We start from the raw sequence: 16,381 nt of genomic DNA on the forward strand, positions 1-16,381 counted from the left end.
GACGTGGGGCGGCTCCTAAACTGTTTTCTTCCACAGTGGAGGAGGTGTCCGGTGGTCGTCCCGCCCGACTCCGGCCACGAGGTCGACGTGCTGCTGCGCACCGGCCCGTTCCACGCCGCGCTGCGCGCCGCCGTCGAGCGCAGCGGCCTCACCCTGGAACGGCTGCGCGACCGCCTCGACCGGCGCGGCATCCACGTCAGCCTGTCCACGCTGAGCTACTGGCGGCTCGGCCGCAGCCGCCCGGAACGCGCGGACTCGCTGCGCGCCGTGCAGGCCATCGAGACCATCCTCGGCCTGCCCCGGCACTCGCTGGAAGCGCTGCTCGGCCCGCCCCGCCCGCGCGGCCGGTGGGTGTCGAAGCAGGCGCAGCCCCGGCGCTACGGGCGGATGCTGGAACCCGCGCAGTCGTTGGCGGAGACGGTGGAGGCGCTGGTCGGCCCGTCGGACGGCGACCTGCGCCTGTGGTCGCAGGACGACGCGGCCGAGGTGGACGTGCACGGCGCCCTCCGCTCGGTGCGGACCAGGCAGGTGCTGCGCGCGGTCGCCGGCCACCCCGACCGCTACCTGGCGGTGTACTGCGCGGACCCCGGCACGTCCCCCGACGCGTTGGGCGTGGAGGCGTTGGTGAACTGCCGGCTGGGGCGCGTGCGGCGGCACCCCGGAGCGCCGGTGATCGCGGCGGAACTGCTGTTCGACCACACCTTGCGCGCGGGCCGGACGCACCTGCTGGAGTACCGCTTCACGATCGGCGAGACCGGCGTGCCCGCCCGCGACTACCGCCGCGCGTTCCGCTACCCGGTCGGCGCGTACGTGCTCAGCGTGCACTTCACCGAACCCCGGCTCCCGGTCCGCTGCTACGCCCTGGCCCAGCCGGGCACGGACGCCCCGCTCGTGCACGGCGACGAGCTGTCGCTCACCCCTGGACGGGTGCTGCACGTGACGGCGAGGGACGTGCAGCCGGGCGTGCTGGGCATCGGCTGGGACTGGTCCTGAGCACGGTTGCGCGGCGCGGATCCGGTGTCGGAACTGACGCGGCGTGAGGTTCTGGAGTCGGTGGCATGACCGGGGTCGGGCACGGGAAGCAGCCGCGCTGGAGCGTCGGCGTGCCGGCCGAGGTCACCGGTCTGACCGTGCGCACCCTGCACCACTACGACGAGCTCGGCCTGCTGCGGCAGCTGGGCATGTCGCTGGAGGAGGTCGGCGAGGTGCTGGCCGACCCGTCGCACGGCCCGCTGCGCGAGGTGCTGACCGGCCACCTGGACCGGCTGGACGACCAGGCGGCGCGGCTGGAGGCGTTGCGCAGGCAGACCAGGGGGCTGCTCGACCAGCTCGACGGCCCGGCGAGGCAGGACCCCGGCGGGCTGCTCGCCCTGCTCGGCTGCACCGGCATCTTCGACGACTGCCTCACCGGGGAGCAGCGCGAGTTCCTCGACGGGCAGGCCGAGAGGCTGACAGAGGCCGGTCGCGGGCAGCTCCGGGCGGAGTGGCCGGAGGTGCTCGCCGCGATCGTCGGCCACTACCGCGCGGACACCCGCCGGACGACCCGGAGGTCCGCGAGCTGGGCCGCCGGCCGGCCGGCGTCGGCCGGGACTTCGCGGGCGGGGACCCGTCGATCCTGGCGTCGATGGCGGCGTTCTTCCGGGCGCACGGGCACGGCGTGCTGCGTGACGTGCTGCCCGACGAGCCGGTGTCCGACCTGGGCGACGGCCTGTGGGACTACGTGAGCCGCATCCACGTGGCTGCGCGGTAGCAGTTCGGGGCGCACAGTCCGGATCCGGTTCTTGCCGGTTCCGCGCTGCCCGCTGCCCGGAACCGGAGAAGGGGGAGATGTGTCGATGATGTGTCGATGATGCGCAAGACAGCGGCTCTGACCGCCGTGCTGGTGCTCGTCTGGACGGGGTCGGCCAACGCCGACACCGCCGTCCGGCTGCCCGCGCCGACCGGACCGCACCCGGTCGGCGTCACGACGCTGCACCTGGTCGACCGGGATCGGCCGGACCCGTGGCCCGACGCCCAGGGGCGGGCCCGCGAGCTGATGGCGACCGTGTTCTACCCCGCGCACGACGTGCGCGGCTACCCCGTGGCACCGCAGATGACGCCGAAGGCCGCCGAGACGTTCGGTTGGCTGGACGTGACTGCGGCCCATCCCGAGCTGCCCAAGTCCGGTGTCGACTGGGCAGCCATCAAGACCCATTCGCACGCCGGAGCGCCCGCGTCACCCGTAAGGCGTCCGGTGTTGCTCTACAGCCCCGCAGCAGCCGATCCGCGCACGGTGAACACGACGCTCGCCGAAGACCTGGCCAGTCGCGGGTACGTGGTGGTGTCGTTCGACCACCCCGGCGAGACCGGCGAGGTCGAGTTCCCCGGCGGCCGGCTGCGCACGATCGCCCTGCCCGCCGACCCGCGCACCCACCCCGAGGTGTTCCGGGCCATGGTCGACACCCGGTTCGTCCTCGACCAGTTGGAGGTCCTGGCTCGCGGCGGCAACCCCGACGTGGACGGGCAGCTCCTGCCGCGCCACCTGCCCCGCGCGCCGCCGTCAACTCGGAGGGCTACCTCGACCACGGCACCGCGCAGCCCGGACAACCGGGCGAGCTGCTCCCGATCGGCCGTCACGGCGTGGACCGCCCGCTGCTGCTGTTCGGCACGGACGGCTACCGCGACGCCCGCTACGACAGCTCGTGGGCGGCGATGCTCGCGCACGGTGGCCGCACCACCAAGCGCGCGATGACCGACTCGACGCACTGGGTGCTCACCGACTTCGCCGCGATGGCCCCGCAGTTCCAGGCCGCCGGGCTGATGACCGGGGCGGACCGGGACCGGCTGGTCGGCGCGATCGAACCGCACCGCGCGGTGCCCCGCGTGCGGGCCGTGGTCGCCGCCTTCTTCGACCGCCGCGTGCGCTGAGCCCGGCACCGCCGCGTCCCGGGCGGCACCGACCCCCGGGCGCGGCGGCCCGACCGGACGGGTGCTGCCCGGCCGGGGTTGTCCTACCTCGGTCTGACGGTCCTTCACCCCTCGGATGGACCACCCGCATCCGTTGGACCGATGTGCCGGCCCTCCTCCTCGCGGTCAACTGGTCACAACGCACGGATGTGCGCGCGGCCGGGCACCGGGTCCACCGGACGAGCCGGGCCACCGCGACGAGGGGGAAGGTGTTCGAGCGTGTCGACGGGCGCGAGTGGGGGTGCGCCGGGCCCAGCGGTCCGGCGCACCCGGCGGGAACGGGTGGCGACGGCGGCGGTGCGGCTCACCGCCGTGGTGCGCCGGGCCGGCGGGCTCGGCGCGTTCGCCCGCCGCGCGCCGGCCACCGCCGCCGCGCTGGCGGCGCTGTGGACGGTCGGCGCGGTCACCGGCAGCCTCTGGTCCGGCCCGTCCGACGAGCTGCTGGACCGCGTCGGCTTCGGCGTCACGTCCCCGCTGTGGACCGCGTTCACCTCCTCGCTGTGGTGCGCGAACCTCGCCGGTTACCTGGCGACCACCGCGCTGCTGGTGGTGTTCGGCCCCGTCGCGGAGCGCGAGTTCGGGTCGGCGCGCGCCGGCGGCCTGCTGGTCGCCTGCCACGTCCTCGGCGTGCTCGCCGGCAGCGGCCTGGTGCAGGTCGGCGCGGCAGCCGGGTGGAGCTGGCTGGACTACCTGGGCTACGACCTCGCCGTCGGCCCGTCGACCGGCGTCGTCGGCCTGGCCCTCGTGCTGAGCTTCCGCCTGCCGCCGCTGTGGCGGCGGCGGGTGCGGCTGCTGCTCGTGCTCGCGTTGCTGGTGCTGGCCCTGTACTCGGGGTACCTCCAGGACCTGCTGCGGCTGTGCGGCGGCGTGGTCGGGCTGGTGATCGGCGCGGTCGCCGTGCGCGGACGACCCGCGCCCGCCCCGCCGTCGCGCGAGGAGACCCGGCTGCTGGTCGCGCTGCTGATCGCCGCGTCCGCGCTGGGGCCGATCGTGGTGCTGGTGTCGCCCTACTCCAACGGGCCGCTGTCGTGGTTCGCCGACGTCCTCGCCGTGCCGCAGCCCGACGCGGGGACCCTGGCGTCCTACTGCGCCGATCCCGACCTCGTGGACCTGTGCCACACGCTGTCCACCCAGGCCGTGTACGACCGGCTGCCCGCGCTGCTGATGTCGGTCATGCCCGCGCTGCTGCTGCTCGTGCTCGCGGAGGGGCTGCGGCGCGGCCGGCGGTTCGCGTGGTGGGCCGCGCTCGCGGTCAACGTGGCCATGACCGGCCTGATCGGCTGGTACCTGTGGGAGGCGGTGCTGCTGGGCAGCACCACCCTGACCCCCAGCGTGCTGGTCGAGTACTGCATCCCGTTCCTGCTGCCGCTGGGGACCGTGGTCGTCCTGCTGCTCACCCGGGCGCACTTCCCGCTGGCCACGCCCGTGCGCCGGTTCTGGAAGACCACCACCGCCGGACTCGTCGGGCTCAGCGCCGTGTACCTGCTCGGCGGGTGGCTCGCGCGGGCGCAGTTCAGCCCGCAGCCCGACTTCGCCGACCTGCTCGCAGACCTGCCCGCGCGGTTCCTGCCGCCGGGGTACCTCGGCCTGGTGTCCACGCCGTTCCGACCTGAGGGCTTCCTCGCCGCCGTGCTGTTCGAGTACGTCGGCGCGGTGTTCTGGCTGATCGTGCTCGGCGCTCTCCTCCAGGCGTCGTGGAGCGCGCGTCGCGTGCAGGACGCGGACGCCGCCGCGCGTGCGCGTGAGCTGATGGTGGCGCACGGCGGGACGTCGTTCTCCTACATGACCACCTGGCACGGCAACCGCTACTGGTTCACGCCCGACGGGCGCGCGGTCGTCGCGTACCGCGTGGTGGCCACGATCGCGCTCACGGTCGGCGACCCCATCGGACCGCCCGACGCGTGCCGGGAAGCCGTGCGCGGGTTCGCGGCGTTCTGCGCGCACGAGGGCTGGACCCCGTGCCTGTACAGCATCAGCGAGGAGCTGCGCGACGAAGTCGCCCCGTTGGGCTGGCACGCCGTGCAGGTCGCCGAGGACACCGTCATCCCGCTGCCGGATCTCCAGTTCACCGGCAAGAAGTGGCAGGACGTGCGCACGGCGCTGAACAAGGCGGGCAAGCAGGGCATCACCGCCGAGTGGGTCCGCTACGCCGACGCGCCGCCCGCGCTCACCGACCAGATCCGGTCCATCTCGGCCGAGTGGGTGGCCGACAAGGGGCTGCCGGAGATGGGGTTCACGCTCGGCGGGCTGGAGGAGCTGTCCGGCGACGGCGTGCGGTGCCTGATCGCGGTCGACGCGGACCGGACCGTGCACGGCGTGACGAGCTGGCTGCCGGTGTACGTGGACGGCGAGGTCGCGGGCTGGACGCTGGACTTCATGCGGCGGCGGGCCACCGCGTTCACCGGCTCGATGGAGTTCCTGATCGCTTCGGCGGCGATGGCGTTCAAGGAGGAGGGGGCGGGGTTCCTCAGCCTGTCCGGGGCACCCCTGGCCCGGCTCGACCGGGGCGTGCGGGCGTGCGGGGTGCAGCGCGTGCTGGACTTCGCGGGGCAGGTCCTGGAACCGGTGTACGGCTTCCGCTCGCTGTTCGCGTTCAAGGCGAAGTTCCAGCCGGTCTACCGGCCGATGTTCATGGCCTACCCGGACCCGGCCGCGCTGCCCCGGATCGCCAACGCGGTGAGCCGCGCCTACCTGCCCGGCATGAACATCCGCCAGGGCGTCCGCCTGGCCCGGATGCTCGCCGCCCGCCGCGCCCGCCGCCCGTCCCTGTCCCGCCGCCCGTCCCTGTCCCGCTGACCGTCCCTGTCCCGCTGACCCCGGCCGGCCTCAGCCCGTGGCCAGCCGCCGCAGCCAGTCCTTCAGCAGCGCGGCCTCGGTCGGGCTCAGCGGGTGGGGATGCCGGTCCAGCGTCGAGTCGAGGGCCAGCGCGCGGGCGGCCGGCGAGGCATCGAGGTCCGGTCGTGCGTCGGTGGTGACCGAGGCCGGCACGATCTCCCGGGTGTGCGCCGACAGGTCGGGGTCGCCGCCGCCGGACGGATCGGTGATCAGGCTCAGCGTGACGCCCGTGCCGGCCGCCTGCCGGGCCGCGCCACGCCGTACATCAGCACGTAGAACGCCGGGTGCGCGAGCCCGAACCCGACGTGGACGTCCCACCCGCGCCGCAGGTCCTCCACCGGGTCGGCACCCGGCGGCGACGTCAGCTTGGCCGCGAGGTACCGCTCGAACCCGTGCGCGGCCACCGCGTCGAGCAGCCCCTGCTTGGCCCCGAACAGCCGGTACAGCGCAGGCGCCTGCACACCGGCCGCCGCCGCGACGGCCCGGGTGGACACCGCGTCGATCCCGCCCTCGGCCAACAACCCGGCCGCCGCCACGACGATCCGCTCCCGGGTGGTGCCGCCTTCAGTCGTGGAACAACGTCAACAGGGTCGCTGATAGCGCTGATAGTAGACGGCGACGACTTCGGTCCCGCCGCCGTCGTGGCACTGCTGGGCGAACCCGTGCCCGCCGCGCGTCACAGGGGCCGTACAGCGCACACGTTGCTAGCCTTCTCGGCCATGCGCGCCCTCTTCCCAGGATCGTTCGACCCGGTCACCCCGGGGCACCGGGACGTCCTCCGCCGGGCCGCGCGACTGTTCGACGAGGTCGTCGTGTGCGTGATGTCCAACCCGGACAAGGCCGGCCGTTCGCCCGTTGCCGAGCGGGTGGAGCGGCTGCGTGCCGAAGCGGCCGGGGTGGACAACGTCACGGTCGACTCGCACACCGGCGGCCTGCTGGTCGACTACTGCCGTCGCGCCGGGATCGACGTGGTGGTCCGGGGGGTCCGCAACACCCGGGACCTGGGGTACGAAACGTTGATGGCCCGGATGAACCACGAACTCGCCGGCGTCGAGACGCTGTTCATCGCGGCGGACCCGGAGCGGGCACACCTCTCGTCCACCCTCGTCACCGCGACGAGTCGGCACGACCCCGCCGTCCGCGCCGAATGAGGTGACCCGCCTGCCGGAGCGCGGAGCGCGGGGGGTGCGGGCCGAACGACCGGGGCACCCGTTGGCTCAGCCGGCGAGGTCCTTCTCGATCGCCGCGCAGGCCGCCAGCAGGGGTGGCAGCACCTCGCCGCGCAGGCGGTCCACCGGGGTGCGGCTGGCGTGCGTGGACACGTTGACCGCCGCCACCACCCGGCCCGACCGGTCGCGGACCGGGGCGGCTATCGAGCGGAGGCCCTCTTCCAGTTCCTGGTCGACCAGGGCCCAGCCCTGGTCGCGCACCTTGCCCACCTCGGCCCGCAGGTCGTCCGGCGAGGCGAGGGTGTGCGGCGTGAACGCCTCCAGCCGCACCGTGTCCAGGTACGCCGTGAACTCGCCGGCCGGCAACCCGGCCAGCAGCACGTGGCCCATGGAGGTGGCGTAGGCCGGGAAGCGGGTGCCCACGGTGATCGACACCGCCATGATCCGCGACACGGCGAACCTGGCCACGTACACCACGTCCGCCCCGTCCAGCACGGAGGCCGAAGTGGACTCCCGCACCTCCGCCGACAACCGCTCCAGGTGCGGCTGCGCCACGTCGGGCAGCGCCGCGCTGGACAGGAACGCGTACCCGAGTTCCAGCACCCGGGCCGTCAACGAGAACAGCTTGCCGTCGGTTCGCACGTAACCGAGGTCCACCAACGTGAGCAGGAACCGCCGCGCGCCGGCGCGGGTGAGGCCGGTGCGCTTGGCCACGTCGGTCAGCGTCAGCGCGGGGCTGTCGGCGGTGAACGCGCGGATCACCGCCAGGCCGCGCTCCAGCGACTGCACGTAGTGCGCCCCGCGCTCCGGCGATGTCTCCTGCTCGGTCATGGTGGCACCCACCCTATCCGCCGGTCGTCCCCGCTCCCACCTGCGACAGCCCCGCTGCCGCAGGTGTCCTGCACTTCCCGGCGCCTACGCCTCCAGCACTTCCCGGCGCCTACGCCTCCAGCACGACCGCCAGGCCCTGGCCCACGCCGATGCACAGCGCGGCCAGGCCCCACCCGCCGCCGCGCCGGCGCAGTTCGTGGGCGAGCTGGAGCACCACGCGGCCACCGGACGCGCCCAGCGGGTGGCCGAGGGCGATCGCGCCGCCGTTGACGTTCACGATCTCCGGGTCCAGTTCGGGCCAGTCCGTCAGGCACGCCAGCGACTGCGCGGCGAACGCCTCGTTCAGCTCGACCACCGCCAGGTCGCCCCAGCCGATGCCGGCGCGGCGCAGCGCGGTCTCCGCCGCCCGCACCGGGCCGAGGCCGAACGCCTGCGGGTCGACCCCGGCCGCGCCCCGGCCGGCGATCCGGGCCAGGGGCGTGCGGCCCAGGTCGGCGGCGGCCCGTGGCGAGCCGAGCAGGAGGGCCGCCGCGCCGTCGTTCAGGGGTGAGGAGTTGCCGGCCGTGACCGTCCCCTGTGGACGGAACGCGGGCTTGAGCGCGCCGAGCTTCGCCAGGCCGGTGTCGGCGCGGATGTTCTCGTCCCGCACCAGGTCCACGCCGGGCGGGGCGACGACGTGGTCGTCGTAGAAGCCGCTGTCCCACGCCCGGGCGGCGAGCCGGTGGCTGCGCAGGGCGAACTCGTCCTGCCGCTCGCGGGTCACGCCGTACCGCTCCGCGAGCTGCTCGGTGGCCTCGCCGAGCGGGACGGTCCACTCGGCGGGCATGGCGGGGTTGGTCATCCGCCAGCCGAGGGTGGTGGAGTGCAGCGTCTCGGGCCCGGCCGGGTACCCCTTGCCGGGCTTGAGCAGCACCCACGGGGCGCGGCTCATCGACTCGACGCCGCCCGCCACGACCAGGGACGCGTCGTCGACGGCGATGGTCCGCGACGCCTGCATCACGGCGTCCATGCCGGAGCCGCACAGGCGGTTCACGGTCGTGCCCGGGACGGAGGTGGGCCAGCCCGCGAGCAGGGTCGCCATCCGGGCGACGTTGCGGTTGTCCTCGCCCGCCTGGTTGGCGTCGCCGAACACCACCTCGTCCACGGTCGCCGGGTCGAGGTCGGCGCGGTCGCCGAGGGTGCGCACGACGTGCGCGGCGAGGTCGTCCGGGCGGGTGCCGGCGAGCGCGCCGCCGTAGCGGCCGAACGGGGTGCGCACGCCGTCGAGCACGAACACGTCGGTCACTGGGAGGTCTCCTTCAGCTCCCGCAGCGCGGCGAGCTCCTCGTCGGTGGGCGGGGGAGTGCGGCCGAGGTCGGGGGCGACGGCCAGGTCCCAGCCGGTCGCGGCCCGGACGTCGTCCACGGTCACGCCCCCGTGCAGGGCGGTGAGCACCAGTTCGGAGGTGTCGGGGTCGGGGCGGAAGACGCCGAGGTCGGTGATGACCAGCGTCGGGCCCGCGCCCCTGAGCCCCAGCCGCTCGCGCGCGCCCTTGCCCCGGCCGTGGCCGAACGAGGTGACGAAGTCGACCCGTTCGACGAACGACCGACTGCTCTGCCGGACCACGACGAACACCTCGCGGCACGACGCGGCGATCTCGGGCGCACCGCCCGCGCCGGGCAGCCGGACCTTCGGGTGGTGGTAGTCGCCGCCGATGACGGTCGTGTTGATGTTGCCGTACCTGTCGAGCTGGGCCGCGCCCAGGAACCCGACGTCGATCCGGCCGGGCTGCAACCAGTAGTTGAACACCTCGGGGACGCTGATCACCGCGTCGGCGGTCTCGGCCAGCACGCCGTCGCCGATGGAGGCGGGCAGCCGGTTCGGCTTGGACCCGAGCGTGCCCGACTCGTAGATCAGCACCAGGTCGGGCGCGTGCGTCCGGCGGGCCAGGTTGGCGGCGGTGGACGGCAGGCCGATGCCGACGAACACCCGCTGCCGGCCGGTCAGGGCGCGGGCGGCGGCGACCGCCATCATCTCGTCGGACGTGTAGCTCATGCCGCCTCCCTCACCTGGTCGAGCCACCGGCCGAACGCCTCGCGGTCCCGGCTGATGGGGTCCCACGCCGCGTAGTAGGCGTTGTCGCGCTCCGAGTAGCCCTGCGCGTACGAGGGGTGCGCGCCGCCCGGCACCTCGGCGACCCGGGTGACCGCCCAGGTGGGCAGCACGACCGCACCCGGCACGGGCGTCAGCTCGTCCACCACCTCCTCGACGGTGACCAGGCTGCGCCGCGCGGCCAGCACGGCTTCCTTCTGCACCCCGAGCAGCCCCCAGAGCTGCACGTTCCCGTTCCGGTCCGCGCGCTGGGCGTGCACGATGGCGACGTCGGGGTTCAACGCCGGCACGGCGGTCAGCTCCTCCCCGGTGAACGGGCAGGTGATGGGCTTGATGGTGGCGGTCACCGAGGGCAGGTCGGTGCCGACGTACCCGCGCAGCACGGCGAACGGCAGGCCCGACGCCCCGGCGACGTACCGGTTGGCCATGCCCGCGTGGCTGTGCTCCTCGATCTCCAGCGGCACCGGCCACGAGTGCTCCACCGCGTCCCGGAACCGGTGCAGCGACCCCACGCCGGGGTTGCCGCCCCACGAGAACACCAGCTTGCGGGCGCACCCCGCCCCGATGAGCTGGTCGTAGACGATGTCGGGCGTCATCCGCACCAGGGTCAGGTCGCGCCGCCCCTGGCGGATGATCTCGTGCCCCGCCGCCGTCGGGATGAGGTGGGTGAACCCCTCCAGGGCCACCACGTCCCCGTCGCCGACGAGCTCGGCGACCGCCTCCGCCAACGTTCCGATCTCCGCCACAGCACCTCATGAGTTCGCATACCGAACAGAAGTTCTACATACGAACATAGGAGCCGACGCGGGTCCGGTCAACCCCCCGGGGACGCCGAACGCCCGCCCCGGGCGACGGGACGGGCGTTCGGCAGGCGGTGTCACGAGCGCTTGAGCCGCCGCCTCAGCTCGGCGACCAGTTCTTCGTCGCTCAACTCGGCCGGGTTGGGGCGGGTGTGCCGCAACTGCGCCTCCTCGGGGGTCAGCAGCTCGGCGGCCACCAGCACCTCCAGCGGGCTGACCTCGAACAGCTTGGAGATGGCGCGGGCCGTCTCGATGCTGATCGACTTGCCGCGCCGCCAGTCGGTGAACCGGCTGCGGTGCACGCCGGTGGCGCGGGCCAGGTCTCCCGTGTTCAGGCCGCGGTTCTCCAGGTTGGTCTCGATGTAGGTCCACAGGGGCGACGGCGGGAGGTTCTGCTCTGAGCTCACGGGAGACATACTAGTTGCGCGTACGCAACGCTCAAAGGTTGCGTGCGCACGTCCCTCGGTTGAGTGAACCCGCCACCCGAACGGACGGCGGTGGAAGACTGGACGAGTGATCGAACAGCCCGATCCGACGCCGAACGGCGCGTTCCCGCTGACGCCGACCCCCATCCACGTGCCCGACGAGGTGCTGACCGACCTGAGGAGGCGGCTCGAACTGACCCGGTGGCCGGACGACGCCGGCAACGAGGACTGGTACTACGGCGTGAACCGCGCGTACCTGCGCGAGCTGGTCGACTACTGGCTCACCGAGTACGACTGGCGCGCGGCCGAGGCGGCGATGAACGCCTACGAGCACTACCGGGTCACGGTGGACGGCGTCCCGGTGCACTTCATGCGCAAGCCCGGCGTCGGCCCCGCGCCCATCCCGCTCATCCTGACCCACGGGTGGCCGTGGACGTTCTGGCACTGGGCGAAGGTCGTGGACCCGCTCGCCGACCCCGGCGCGCACGGCGGCGACCCGGCCGAGGCGTTCGACGTGATCGTGCCGTCGTTCCCCGGCTTCGGCTTCTCCACGCCGCTGCCGGACCACCCGGACCTGAACTTCTGGAAGGTCGCGGACCTCTGGCAGCGGCTGATGACCGACGTCCTCGGCCACACCCGCTACGCCGCCGCCGGGTGCGACGTGGGCGCGCTGGTCACCGGCCAGCTCGGGCACAAGTACGCGGACTCGCTGCACGCCATCCACATCGGGTCCGGCCAGATGCTCACCCTGTTCAACGGCGACCGCGCGTGGGACCTGACCGGTGGGCGGCCCATCCCCGACGACCTGCCGGCGGAGGCCCGGGAGCGGCTGCTCGCGCTGGAGCACCGGTTCGCCGGCCACCTCGCCGCGCACGTGCTCGCGCCCAGCACGCTCGCGTACGGCCTGACGGACTCGCCGGCCGGGATGCTGGCCTGGATCCTCGAACGGTGGATCACCTGGAGCGACAACGGCGGCGACGTCGAGTCGGTGTTCTCCAAGGACGACCTGCTCACCCACGCGATGATCTACTGGGTGAACAACGCGATCTCGACGTCGATCCGCACCTACGCCAACAACAACCGGTACCCGTGGCAGCCGTCGCACGACCGGTGGCCGGTGGTCGAGGCGCCGACGGGCATCACGTTCGTGGGCCACGAGAACCCGCCCGGCGTCACCACCGACCAGCGGGTGCGCTCCTTCGCCGACAGCGAGCGGGGCCGCTGGTACAACCACGTCAACCTCACCGCGCACGACCGGGGAGGCCACTTCATCCCGTGGGAGATCCCGGACCGGTGGGTGGACGACCTGCGCCGCACGTTCCGGGGCCGCCGCTGACGGCGTCAGGACCCCAGGAAGCGGCCCAGGGCGGTGAGCAGGCGGTCCACCTCGGCGTCGGTGGTGTAGAGCGCGAGGCCGATGCGCAGCCCGCCGGCGTCGCCGAGGCCGAGGTGGCGGGACGCCTCCAGGGCGTAGAACGAGCCGGCCGGCGCGTTGACGCCCTCGCCGGCCAGGAACCGGTACGCGTCGGCCGGGTCGCGGTCGGCGAAGGTGACCAGGAGCGTCGGGGTGCGGGAGCCGGCCCGCGACCGCACCACGACCCCCGGCAGCTCCCGCAGCCCGGCCTCCGCGACGTCGCGCAGCCGGTCCTCGTGCGCCCCCGCGACCTGCCACGACGCCACGATGCGCGCCCGCCGGTCACCGGTTCCCCCGGCCAGGTCGGCGATGAAGTCCACGGCGGCCGTGGTGCCGGCCAGCAGCTCGTACGGCAGCGTGCCCAGCTCGAAGCGCTCGGGGACCGCGTCGGAGGACGGGAGCAGCTTGTCGGGGTGCAGGGTCGCCAGCAGCCCGGGGTCGGCGGCCAGCACGCCGCAGTGCGGTCCGAAGAACTTGTACGGCGAGCACACGAAGAAGTCCGCGCCGAGTTCGGCCACGTCCACTGCGCTGTGCGCGGTCAGGTGCACGCCGTCCACGAAGAACAGCGCGCCGCGCTCGTGCACCAGGCGGGCGATGGCGGCCAGCGGCGGCCGGGTGCCGATCAGGTTGGACGCCCCGGTCACCGCCACCAGCCGGGTCCGCTCGGACAGGACCGCCGCCACGTCGTCGGGCGTCAGCTCGCCGGTCGCCGGGTCGAACTCCGCCCACCGCGCCACCGCGCCGACCTGCTCGGCTGCCTGCAACCACGGCCGGATGTTCGCGTCGTGGTCCAGCCGGCTCACCACCACCTCGTCGCCCGGCTGCCACGTCCTGGCCAGCGCGCGGGCGAACTCGTAGGTCAGCGCGGTGGCGCTGCGCCCGAACACGATCCCGGAGGGGTCGGCGGCCAGCAGGTCGGCCATCGCCCGGCGCGCGGCCCGCACCACGTCGTCGGCCGCGCGCTCGGCGGCGGTGACCGACCCCCGGTTGGAGATCGAGGAGGTCATCACGTCCCGCACGGCGTCGGCGACGGCGGCGGGCACCTGGGACCCGCCCGGACCGTCGAAGTGCGCGGTGCCGGAGGCCAGGGACGGGAAGCGGTCGCGGACGGCCTGGACGTCGTAGCTCATGCGCCCACTCTGTCAGCCCGACCCGGTTCGGGGGGCACGGCCGGCGGTTCGGCTCGCGGCGCGCGGCGGTGGCGGCGTGCAGGTCGCGCCGGCCGTCGCCGCGTGGACCGACTCGGCGCGGCGTGCCCCGGCGGTTGACGGGGCGGAGGCGCGAGGACGCGCACCCGGCGTGCACCGGGTGTCGCGTCCCGGCCGACGACCGGTGTGGCGGCCTGGGGGTGCCGCCCGGTCCGGCCGTCGGGGAGGGAGCGGCGTCCCGATCGCCGCTCCGGGTCCGGCGGTGCGGCCGGCGCTCGACGACGCGGGCCGCTGTTCGTGCCGGCCCCCAGTCTGGCACCGGGGCCGGGCCGGTCGCAGGGTCGGAAGTCCCGCGTGCGCAGGGACCCCGGTACCGCCCGGGGGTGGGCCCGTCCGCCGCGAGCCCGCTCAACCGGCGACGGTCTCCTGCTCGGAGCCGGCTCCCCGGTCGGTGGCGGACTCGGCGGGCCAGGTGCCGCACAGGTGGTGGCGCAGCAGCGCGGCGTGGGACAGGGGGCTCGACAGGTCCGCGATGTCGCCGTTGGTCGTGTAGTCGAGCAGCACCACGTCCCGGCCGGTCGCCAGGCCGCGCAGCGCGGCGACCTCGTCCACCACCCGGTTCTCCAGGACCCACCGGTAGACCGGCAGGTAGATGCGCCGCCGCGCCTCCTCGTAGGGGAGCAGTTCCGCGCCGTGCGCGCCGGCGCGGTGGCCGAGCACCTCGCCGAACCGGCGGACGGTCCGCTTGAGCCCGGTCATCCCGGTGACCCGGAGCTTGGCCAGGTCGACGTCCGCCTCCCGGAACACCTTGAGCGCCTGCCAGATGCCCTCGACCGACGCCCCCGTCACGTGCGGCGTGAACGGCACCGGTATCCCGCCGTGCGGGTAGAACGGGCTGAGCCGGACCCACGGTTCCGGGCCGCGCGAGGTCACGTCGACCACCACCGCGCCCGGGTGCGCGTTCTCGACCGACACCGCGCTGCGCCGCCGGCTCACCACGTGCACCGCCACGTTCCCACCCCCACGTCCCCCGCGCTCCCGCCCCGGCGGATCACCGGGCCCCGACACCGTAGCGGCGGGGTCCGACACCGTCCTCTCCGCCTACCTGATACCCATACGGGGTAAGGGTGTGGGGAGGATCTCGCGGAAGTTGACATCCATATACCCCCTGGGGGTATAAATGCGGTGAGCGGAAGGAGCGGGACATGCGGGTCCGCAGCACTGGCAAGGACGACCACCTGGCCCGGCTGCGCCGGGTGGAGGGCCAGGTCCGGGGGTTGCAGCGGATGGTGGCGGACGACGAGTACTGCATCGACGTGCTCACCCAGATCTCCGCCGCCACCAAGGCGCTCCAGGCGGTCTCCCTCGGGCTGCTCGACCAGCACCTCAAGCACTGCGTGGCCGACGCGCTCGCGCAGGGCGGCGACAACGCGGACGAGAAGCTCCGCGAGGCCGGCGAGGCGATCGCCCGCCTGGTCCGCTCCTGAGAACGACCTCGAGGCCCGTCGGGGCCCCGGGCACCCCACGAGGAGGAACCGCACCGATGGCAGAGTCCACTTTCACCGTCACCGGCATGACCTGCGGCCACTGCGCGGCGTCCGTGACCGAGGAGGTCACCCGGATCGCCGGCGTCACCGACGTGGCGGTCGACGTGCCCACGGGCGCGGTCACCGTCACCAGCGCCGCGCCGGTCGCCGAGGCCGACGTGCGCGCGGCGGTCGAAGAGGCGGGCTACGCGCTCGCCCCCTGAGCAGGACCCACCGGAGCCCGCCCGAGCGGGGCGGGCTCCCGTTCCACGAGGAAGACACCATGAGCACAACAGCGAAGCTCTCCGCCTACGGTGTGGCGCTCGTCCTGGTCGCGGGTGCGGCCTGGGCGGTCGGGAGCGCTGTCGGTCCCCTCCGCGCCGATCCCGCCGAGCGCGGTCACGGCGGTGCGCACGGCGGCGAGGACGCCGGGCACGGGGACGGTCACGGCGCCACCGTCGCGGAGGCCGAGCAGGACCAGCCCGCCGGGTTGGCGTCGTCCAGGGGCGGCTACACCCTCACGCCCACCGACCCGACGCCCGTGGCGGGAACCCCCTTCACCTTCCGGATCGACGACCACGACGGTCGCGCGGTCACCGCGTTCGAGGTCGAGCACGACGAGCGGATGCACCTCGTCGTCGTGCGCCGCGACACCGCCGGCTTCCGGCACGTGCACCCGGCGATGGCACCGGACGGCACCTGGTCGGTGCCGCTCGACCTGCCCGACGCGGGCACCTACCGGGTGTTCGCCGACTTCACGCCGACCGGCGGCCCGGCGCTCACGCTCGGCGCGGACGTCTCGGTGCCCGGCCCGTTCGAGCCCCGCGCCTTCGCCCCGTCGCGGGTCGCCGAGGTCGACGGCTACCAGGTCCGCCTGACCGGCGACCTGGTGCCCGGCGAGGCGTCGCCGATCACGTTGACGGTGGCGAAGGACGGCTCGCCGGTGACCGACCTGGAGCCGTACCTCGCGGCCTACGGGCACCTGGTGGCGCTGCGGCACGGTGACCTCGCCTACCTGCACGTGCACCCGGACGGTTCGCCCGGCGACGGCAGGACCGCGCCGGGCCCCGGCATCGCGTTCGTCGCCGAGGTGCCCACCGCCGGGACCTACCGGCTGTTCCTGGACTTCCGGCACGCGGGCGCGGTGCGCACCGCCGAGTTCACCGTGGAGGCGGGTCGTGGCCGCTGACCTGGAA

General features: G+C 74.2%; 19 protein-coding genes. 10 read left to right on the top strand and 9 right to left on the bottom strand.

The annotated features are described in order from the left end of the window. Positions 1–51: 51 nt before the first annotated feature. The 5 genes from AB0I60_RS07765 to AB0I60_RS07785 all read left to right on the top strand — a co-directional run bounded on the left by AB0I60_RS07765 (position 52) and on the right by AB0I60_RS07785 (position 5,742). On the top strand, positions 52–993 hold the full coding sequence (locus AB0I60_RS07765) for a hypothetical protein (protein WP_360726640.1): 942 nt from the start codon (positions 52–54) through the stop codon (positions 991–993). 65 nt (positions 994–1,058) lie between these two features. After that, entirely contained in the window at positions 1,059–1,724 is a 666-nt protein-coding gene (locus AB0I60_RS07770; RefSeq protein ID WP_360726641.1) for a MerR family DNA-binding protein, read from the top strand. Positions 1,725–1,846: 122 nt separating this feature from the next. Beyond that, a complete protein-coding gene (locus tag AB0I60_RS07775; protein WP_360726642.1) occupies positions 1,847–2,731 on the top strand; it encodes a hypothetical protein in 885 nt (294 codons plus the stop codon). Continuing rightward, the gene (locus AB0I60_RS07780) at positions 2,728–2,907 is read left to right on the top strand and encodes a hypothetical protein (RefSeq protein WP_360726643.1); all 180 of its coding nucleotides are present in this window, start codon (positions 2,728–2,730) and stop codon (positions 2,905–2,907) included. Before AB0I60_RS07775 ends, AB0I60_RS07780 begins: the two co-directional genes overlap by 4 nt. Before the next feature lie 258 nt (positions 2,908–3,165). Continuing rightward, a complete protein-coding gene (locus AB0I60_RS07785) occupies positions 3,166–5,742 on the top strand; it encodes a DUF2156 domain-containing protein (protein ID WP_360726645.1) in 2,577 nt (858 codons plus the stop codon). Positions 5,743–5,772: 30 nt separating this feature from the next. On the opposite strand, the gene AB0I60_RS07790 is transcribed toward AB0I60_RS07785, so the two are convergent. Together AB0I60_RS07790 and AB0I60_RS07795 are read right to left on the bottom strand one after the other, a co-directional pair. After that, entirely contained in the window at positions 5,773–5,934 is a 162-nt protein-coding gene (locus tag AB0I60_RS07790; protein ID WP_360726647.1) for a hypothetical protein, read from the bottom strand. 62 nt (positions 5,935–5,996) lie between these two features. Then, positions 5,997–6,317: a TetR family transcriptional regulator gene (locus AB0I60_RS07795; protein WP_360726649.1), complete on the bottom strand. Its 321-nt coding sequence runs from the start codon at positions 6,315–6,317 to the stop codon at positions 5,997–5,999. A 183-nt stretch (positions 6,318–6,500) separates the two neighbouring features. Here AB0I60_RS07795 and coaD point away from each other — a divergent pair, with 183 nt between their 5' ends. Further along, positions 6,501–6,932 (top strand): pantetheine-phosphate adenylyltransferase, encoded by a 432-nt coding sequence (gene coaD / locus AB0I60_RS07800; RefSeq protein WP_360726651.1) that lies wholly within the window; start codon positions 6,501–6,503, stop codon positions 6,930–6,932. Between the two features lie 66 nt (positions 6,933–6,998). On the opposite strand, the gene AB0I60_RS07805 is transcribed toward coaD, so the two are convergent. The 5 genes from AB0I60_RS07805 to AB0I60_RS07825 form a co-directional block, all read right to left on the bottom strand. Beyond that, entirely contained in the window at positions 6,999–7,781 is a 783-nt protein-coding gene (locus AB0I60_RS07805) for an IclR family transcriptional regulator C-terminal domain-containing protein (RefSeq protein ID WP_360726653.1), read from the bottom strand. A gap of 109 nt (positions 7,782–7,890) precedes the next feature. After that, positions 7,891–9,066, bottom strand: a complete 1,176-nt coding sequence (locus AB0I60_RS07810) for a thiolase family protein (RefSeq protein WP_360726655.1) — start codon at positions 9,064–9,066, stop codon at positions 7,891–7,893. Beyond that, a complete protein-coding gene (locus AB0I60_RS07815; protein ID WP_360726657.1) occupies positions 9,063–9,815 on the bottom strand; it encodes a CoA-transferase subunit beta in 753 nt (250 codons plus the stop codon). Before AB0I60_RS07815 ends, AB0I60_RS07810 begins: the two co-directional genes overlap by 4 nt. Beyond that, positions 9,812–10,618, bottom strand: a complete 807-nt coding sequence (locus AB0I60_RS07820; protein ID WP_360726659.1) for a CoA transferase subunit A — start codon at positions 10,616–10,618, stop codon at positions 9,812–9,814. Before AB0I60_RS07820 ends, AB0I60_RS07815 begins: the two co-directional genes overlap by 4 nt. A 131-nt stretch (positions 10,619–10,749) precedes the next feature. Beyond that, positions 10,750–11,088 carry a helix-turn-helix transcriptional regulator gene (locus AB0I60_RS07825; RefSeq protein ID WP_360726661.1) on the bottom strand — a complete coding sequence of 113 codons (339 nt, stop codon included), beginning with the start codon at positions 11,086–11,088 and terminating at the stop codon, positions 10,750–10,752. A gap of 97 nt (positions 11,089–11,185) precedes the next feature. On the opposite strand from AB0I60_RS07825, the gene AB0I60_RS07830 reads away from it, so the two are divergent. Then, a complete protein-coding gene (locus tag AB0I60_RS07830) occupies positions 11,186–12,433 on the top strand; it encodes an epoxide hydrolase (RefSeq protein WP_360726662.1) in 1,248 nt (415 codons plus the stop codon). A gap of 5 nt (positions 12,434–12,438) precedes the next feature. On the opposite strand, the gene AB0I60_RS07835 is transcribed toward AB0I60_RS07830, so the two are convergent. Together AB0I60_RS07835 and AB0I60_RS07840 are read right to left on the bottom strand one after the other, a co-directional pair. Next, positions 12,439–13,641, bottom strand: coding sequence for a cysteine desulfurase-like protein (locus AB0I60_RS07835; protein ID WP_360726664.1), 1,203 nt, complete (start codon positions 13,639–13,641; stop codon positions 12,439–12,441). Positions 13,642–14,067: 426 nt separating this feature from the next. Continuing rightward, the gene (locus AB0I60_RS07840; RefSeq protein WP_360726665.1) at positions 14,068–14,670 is read right to left on the bottom strand and encodes a hypothetical protein; all 603 of its coding nucleotides are present in this window, start codon (positions 14,668–14,670) and stop codon (positions 14,068–14,070) included. A gap of 194 nt (positions 14,671–14,864) precedes the next feature. On the opposite strand from AB0I60_RS07840, the gene AB0I60_RS07845 reads away from it, so the two are divergent. The 3 genes from AB0I60_RS07845 to AB0I60_RS07855 are packed head-to-tail and all read left to right on the top strand — an operon-like array spanning position 14,865 to position 16,374. Next, complete coding sequence (locus AB0I60_RS07845; protein ID WP_360726667.1) at positions 14,865–15,146, top strand: metal-sensitive transcriptional regulator; 282 nt, start codon at positions 14,865–14,867, stop codon at positions 15,144–15,146. 56 nt (positions 15,147–15,202) lie between these two features. Beyond that, complete coding sequence (locus tag AB0I60_RS07850) at positions 15,203–15,409, top strand: heavy-metal-associated domain-containing protein (RefSeq protein ID WP_360726668.1); 207 nt, start codon at positions 15,203–15,205, stop codon at positions 15,407–15,409. Between the two features lie 59 nt (positions 15,410–15,468). Beyond that, positions 15,469–16,374, top strand: a complete 906-nt coding sequence (locus tag AB0I60_RS07855) for a hypothetical protein (RefSeq protein ID WP_360726670.1) — start codon at positions 15,469–15,471, stop codon at positions 16,372–16,374. Positions 16,375–16,381: the final 7 nt, after the last annotated feature.

This window comes from Actinosynnema sp. NPDC050436 (assembly GCF_040655415.1).
In the GTDB taxonomy this organism is placed as follows: Bacteria; Actinomycetota; Actinomycetes; order Mycobacteriales; family Pseudonocardiaceae; genus Actinosynnema.

Coding starts and splice junctions, on each gene's coding strand:
- AB0I60_RS07770 (WP_360726641.1), top strand. CDS start 1,059: ATGACCGGGGTCGGGCACGGGAAGCAGCCGCGCTGGAGCGTCGGCGTG.
- AB0I60_RS07775 (WP_360726642.1), top strand. CDS start 1,847: ATGATGCGCAAGACAGCGGCTCTGACCGCCGTGCTGGTGCTCGTCTGG.
- AB0I60_RS07780 (WP_360726643.1), top strand. CDS start 2,728: ATGACCGACTCGACGCACTGGGTGCTCACCGACTTCGCCGCGATGGCC.
- coaD (WP_360726651.1), top strand. CDS start 6,501: ATGCGCGCCCTCTTCCCAGGATCGTTCGACCCGGTCACCCCGGGGCAC.
- AB0I60_RS07805 (WP_360726653.1), bottom strand. CDS start 7,781: ATGACCGAGCAGGAGACATCGCCGGAGCGCGGGGCGCACTACGTGCAG.
- AB0I60_RS07815 (WP_360726657.1), bottom strand. CDS start 9,815: ATGAGCTACACGTCCGACGAGATGATGGCGGTCGCCGCCGCCCGCGCC.
- AB0I60_RS07825 (WP_360726661.1), bottom strand. CDS start 11,088: ATGTCTCCCGTGAGCTCAGAGCAGAACCTCCCGCCGTCGCCCCTGTGG.
- AB0I60_RS07835 (WP_360726664.1), bottom strand. CDS start 13,641: ATGAGCTACGACGTCCAGGCCGTCCGCGACCGCTTCCCGTCCCTGGCC.
- AB0I60_RS07845 (WP_360726667.1), top strand. CDS start 14,865: ATGCGGGTCCGCAGCACTGGCAAGGACGACCACCTGGCCCGGCTGCGC.
- AB0I60_RS07850 (WP_360726668.1), top strand. CDS start 15,203: ATGGCAGAGTCCACTTTCACCGTCACCGGCATGACCTGCGGCCACTGC.
- AB0I60_RS07855 (WP_360726670.1), top strand. CDS start 15,469: ATGAGCACAACAGCGAAGCTCTCCGCCTACGGTGTGGCGCTCGTCCTG.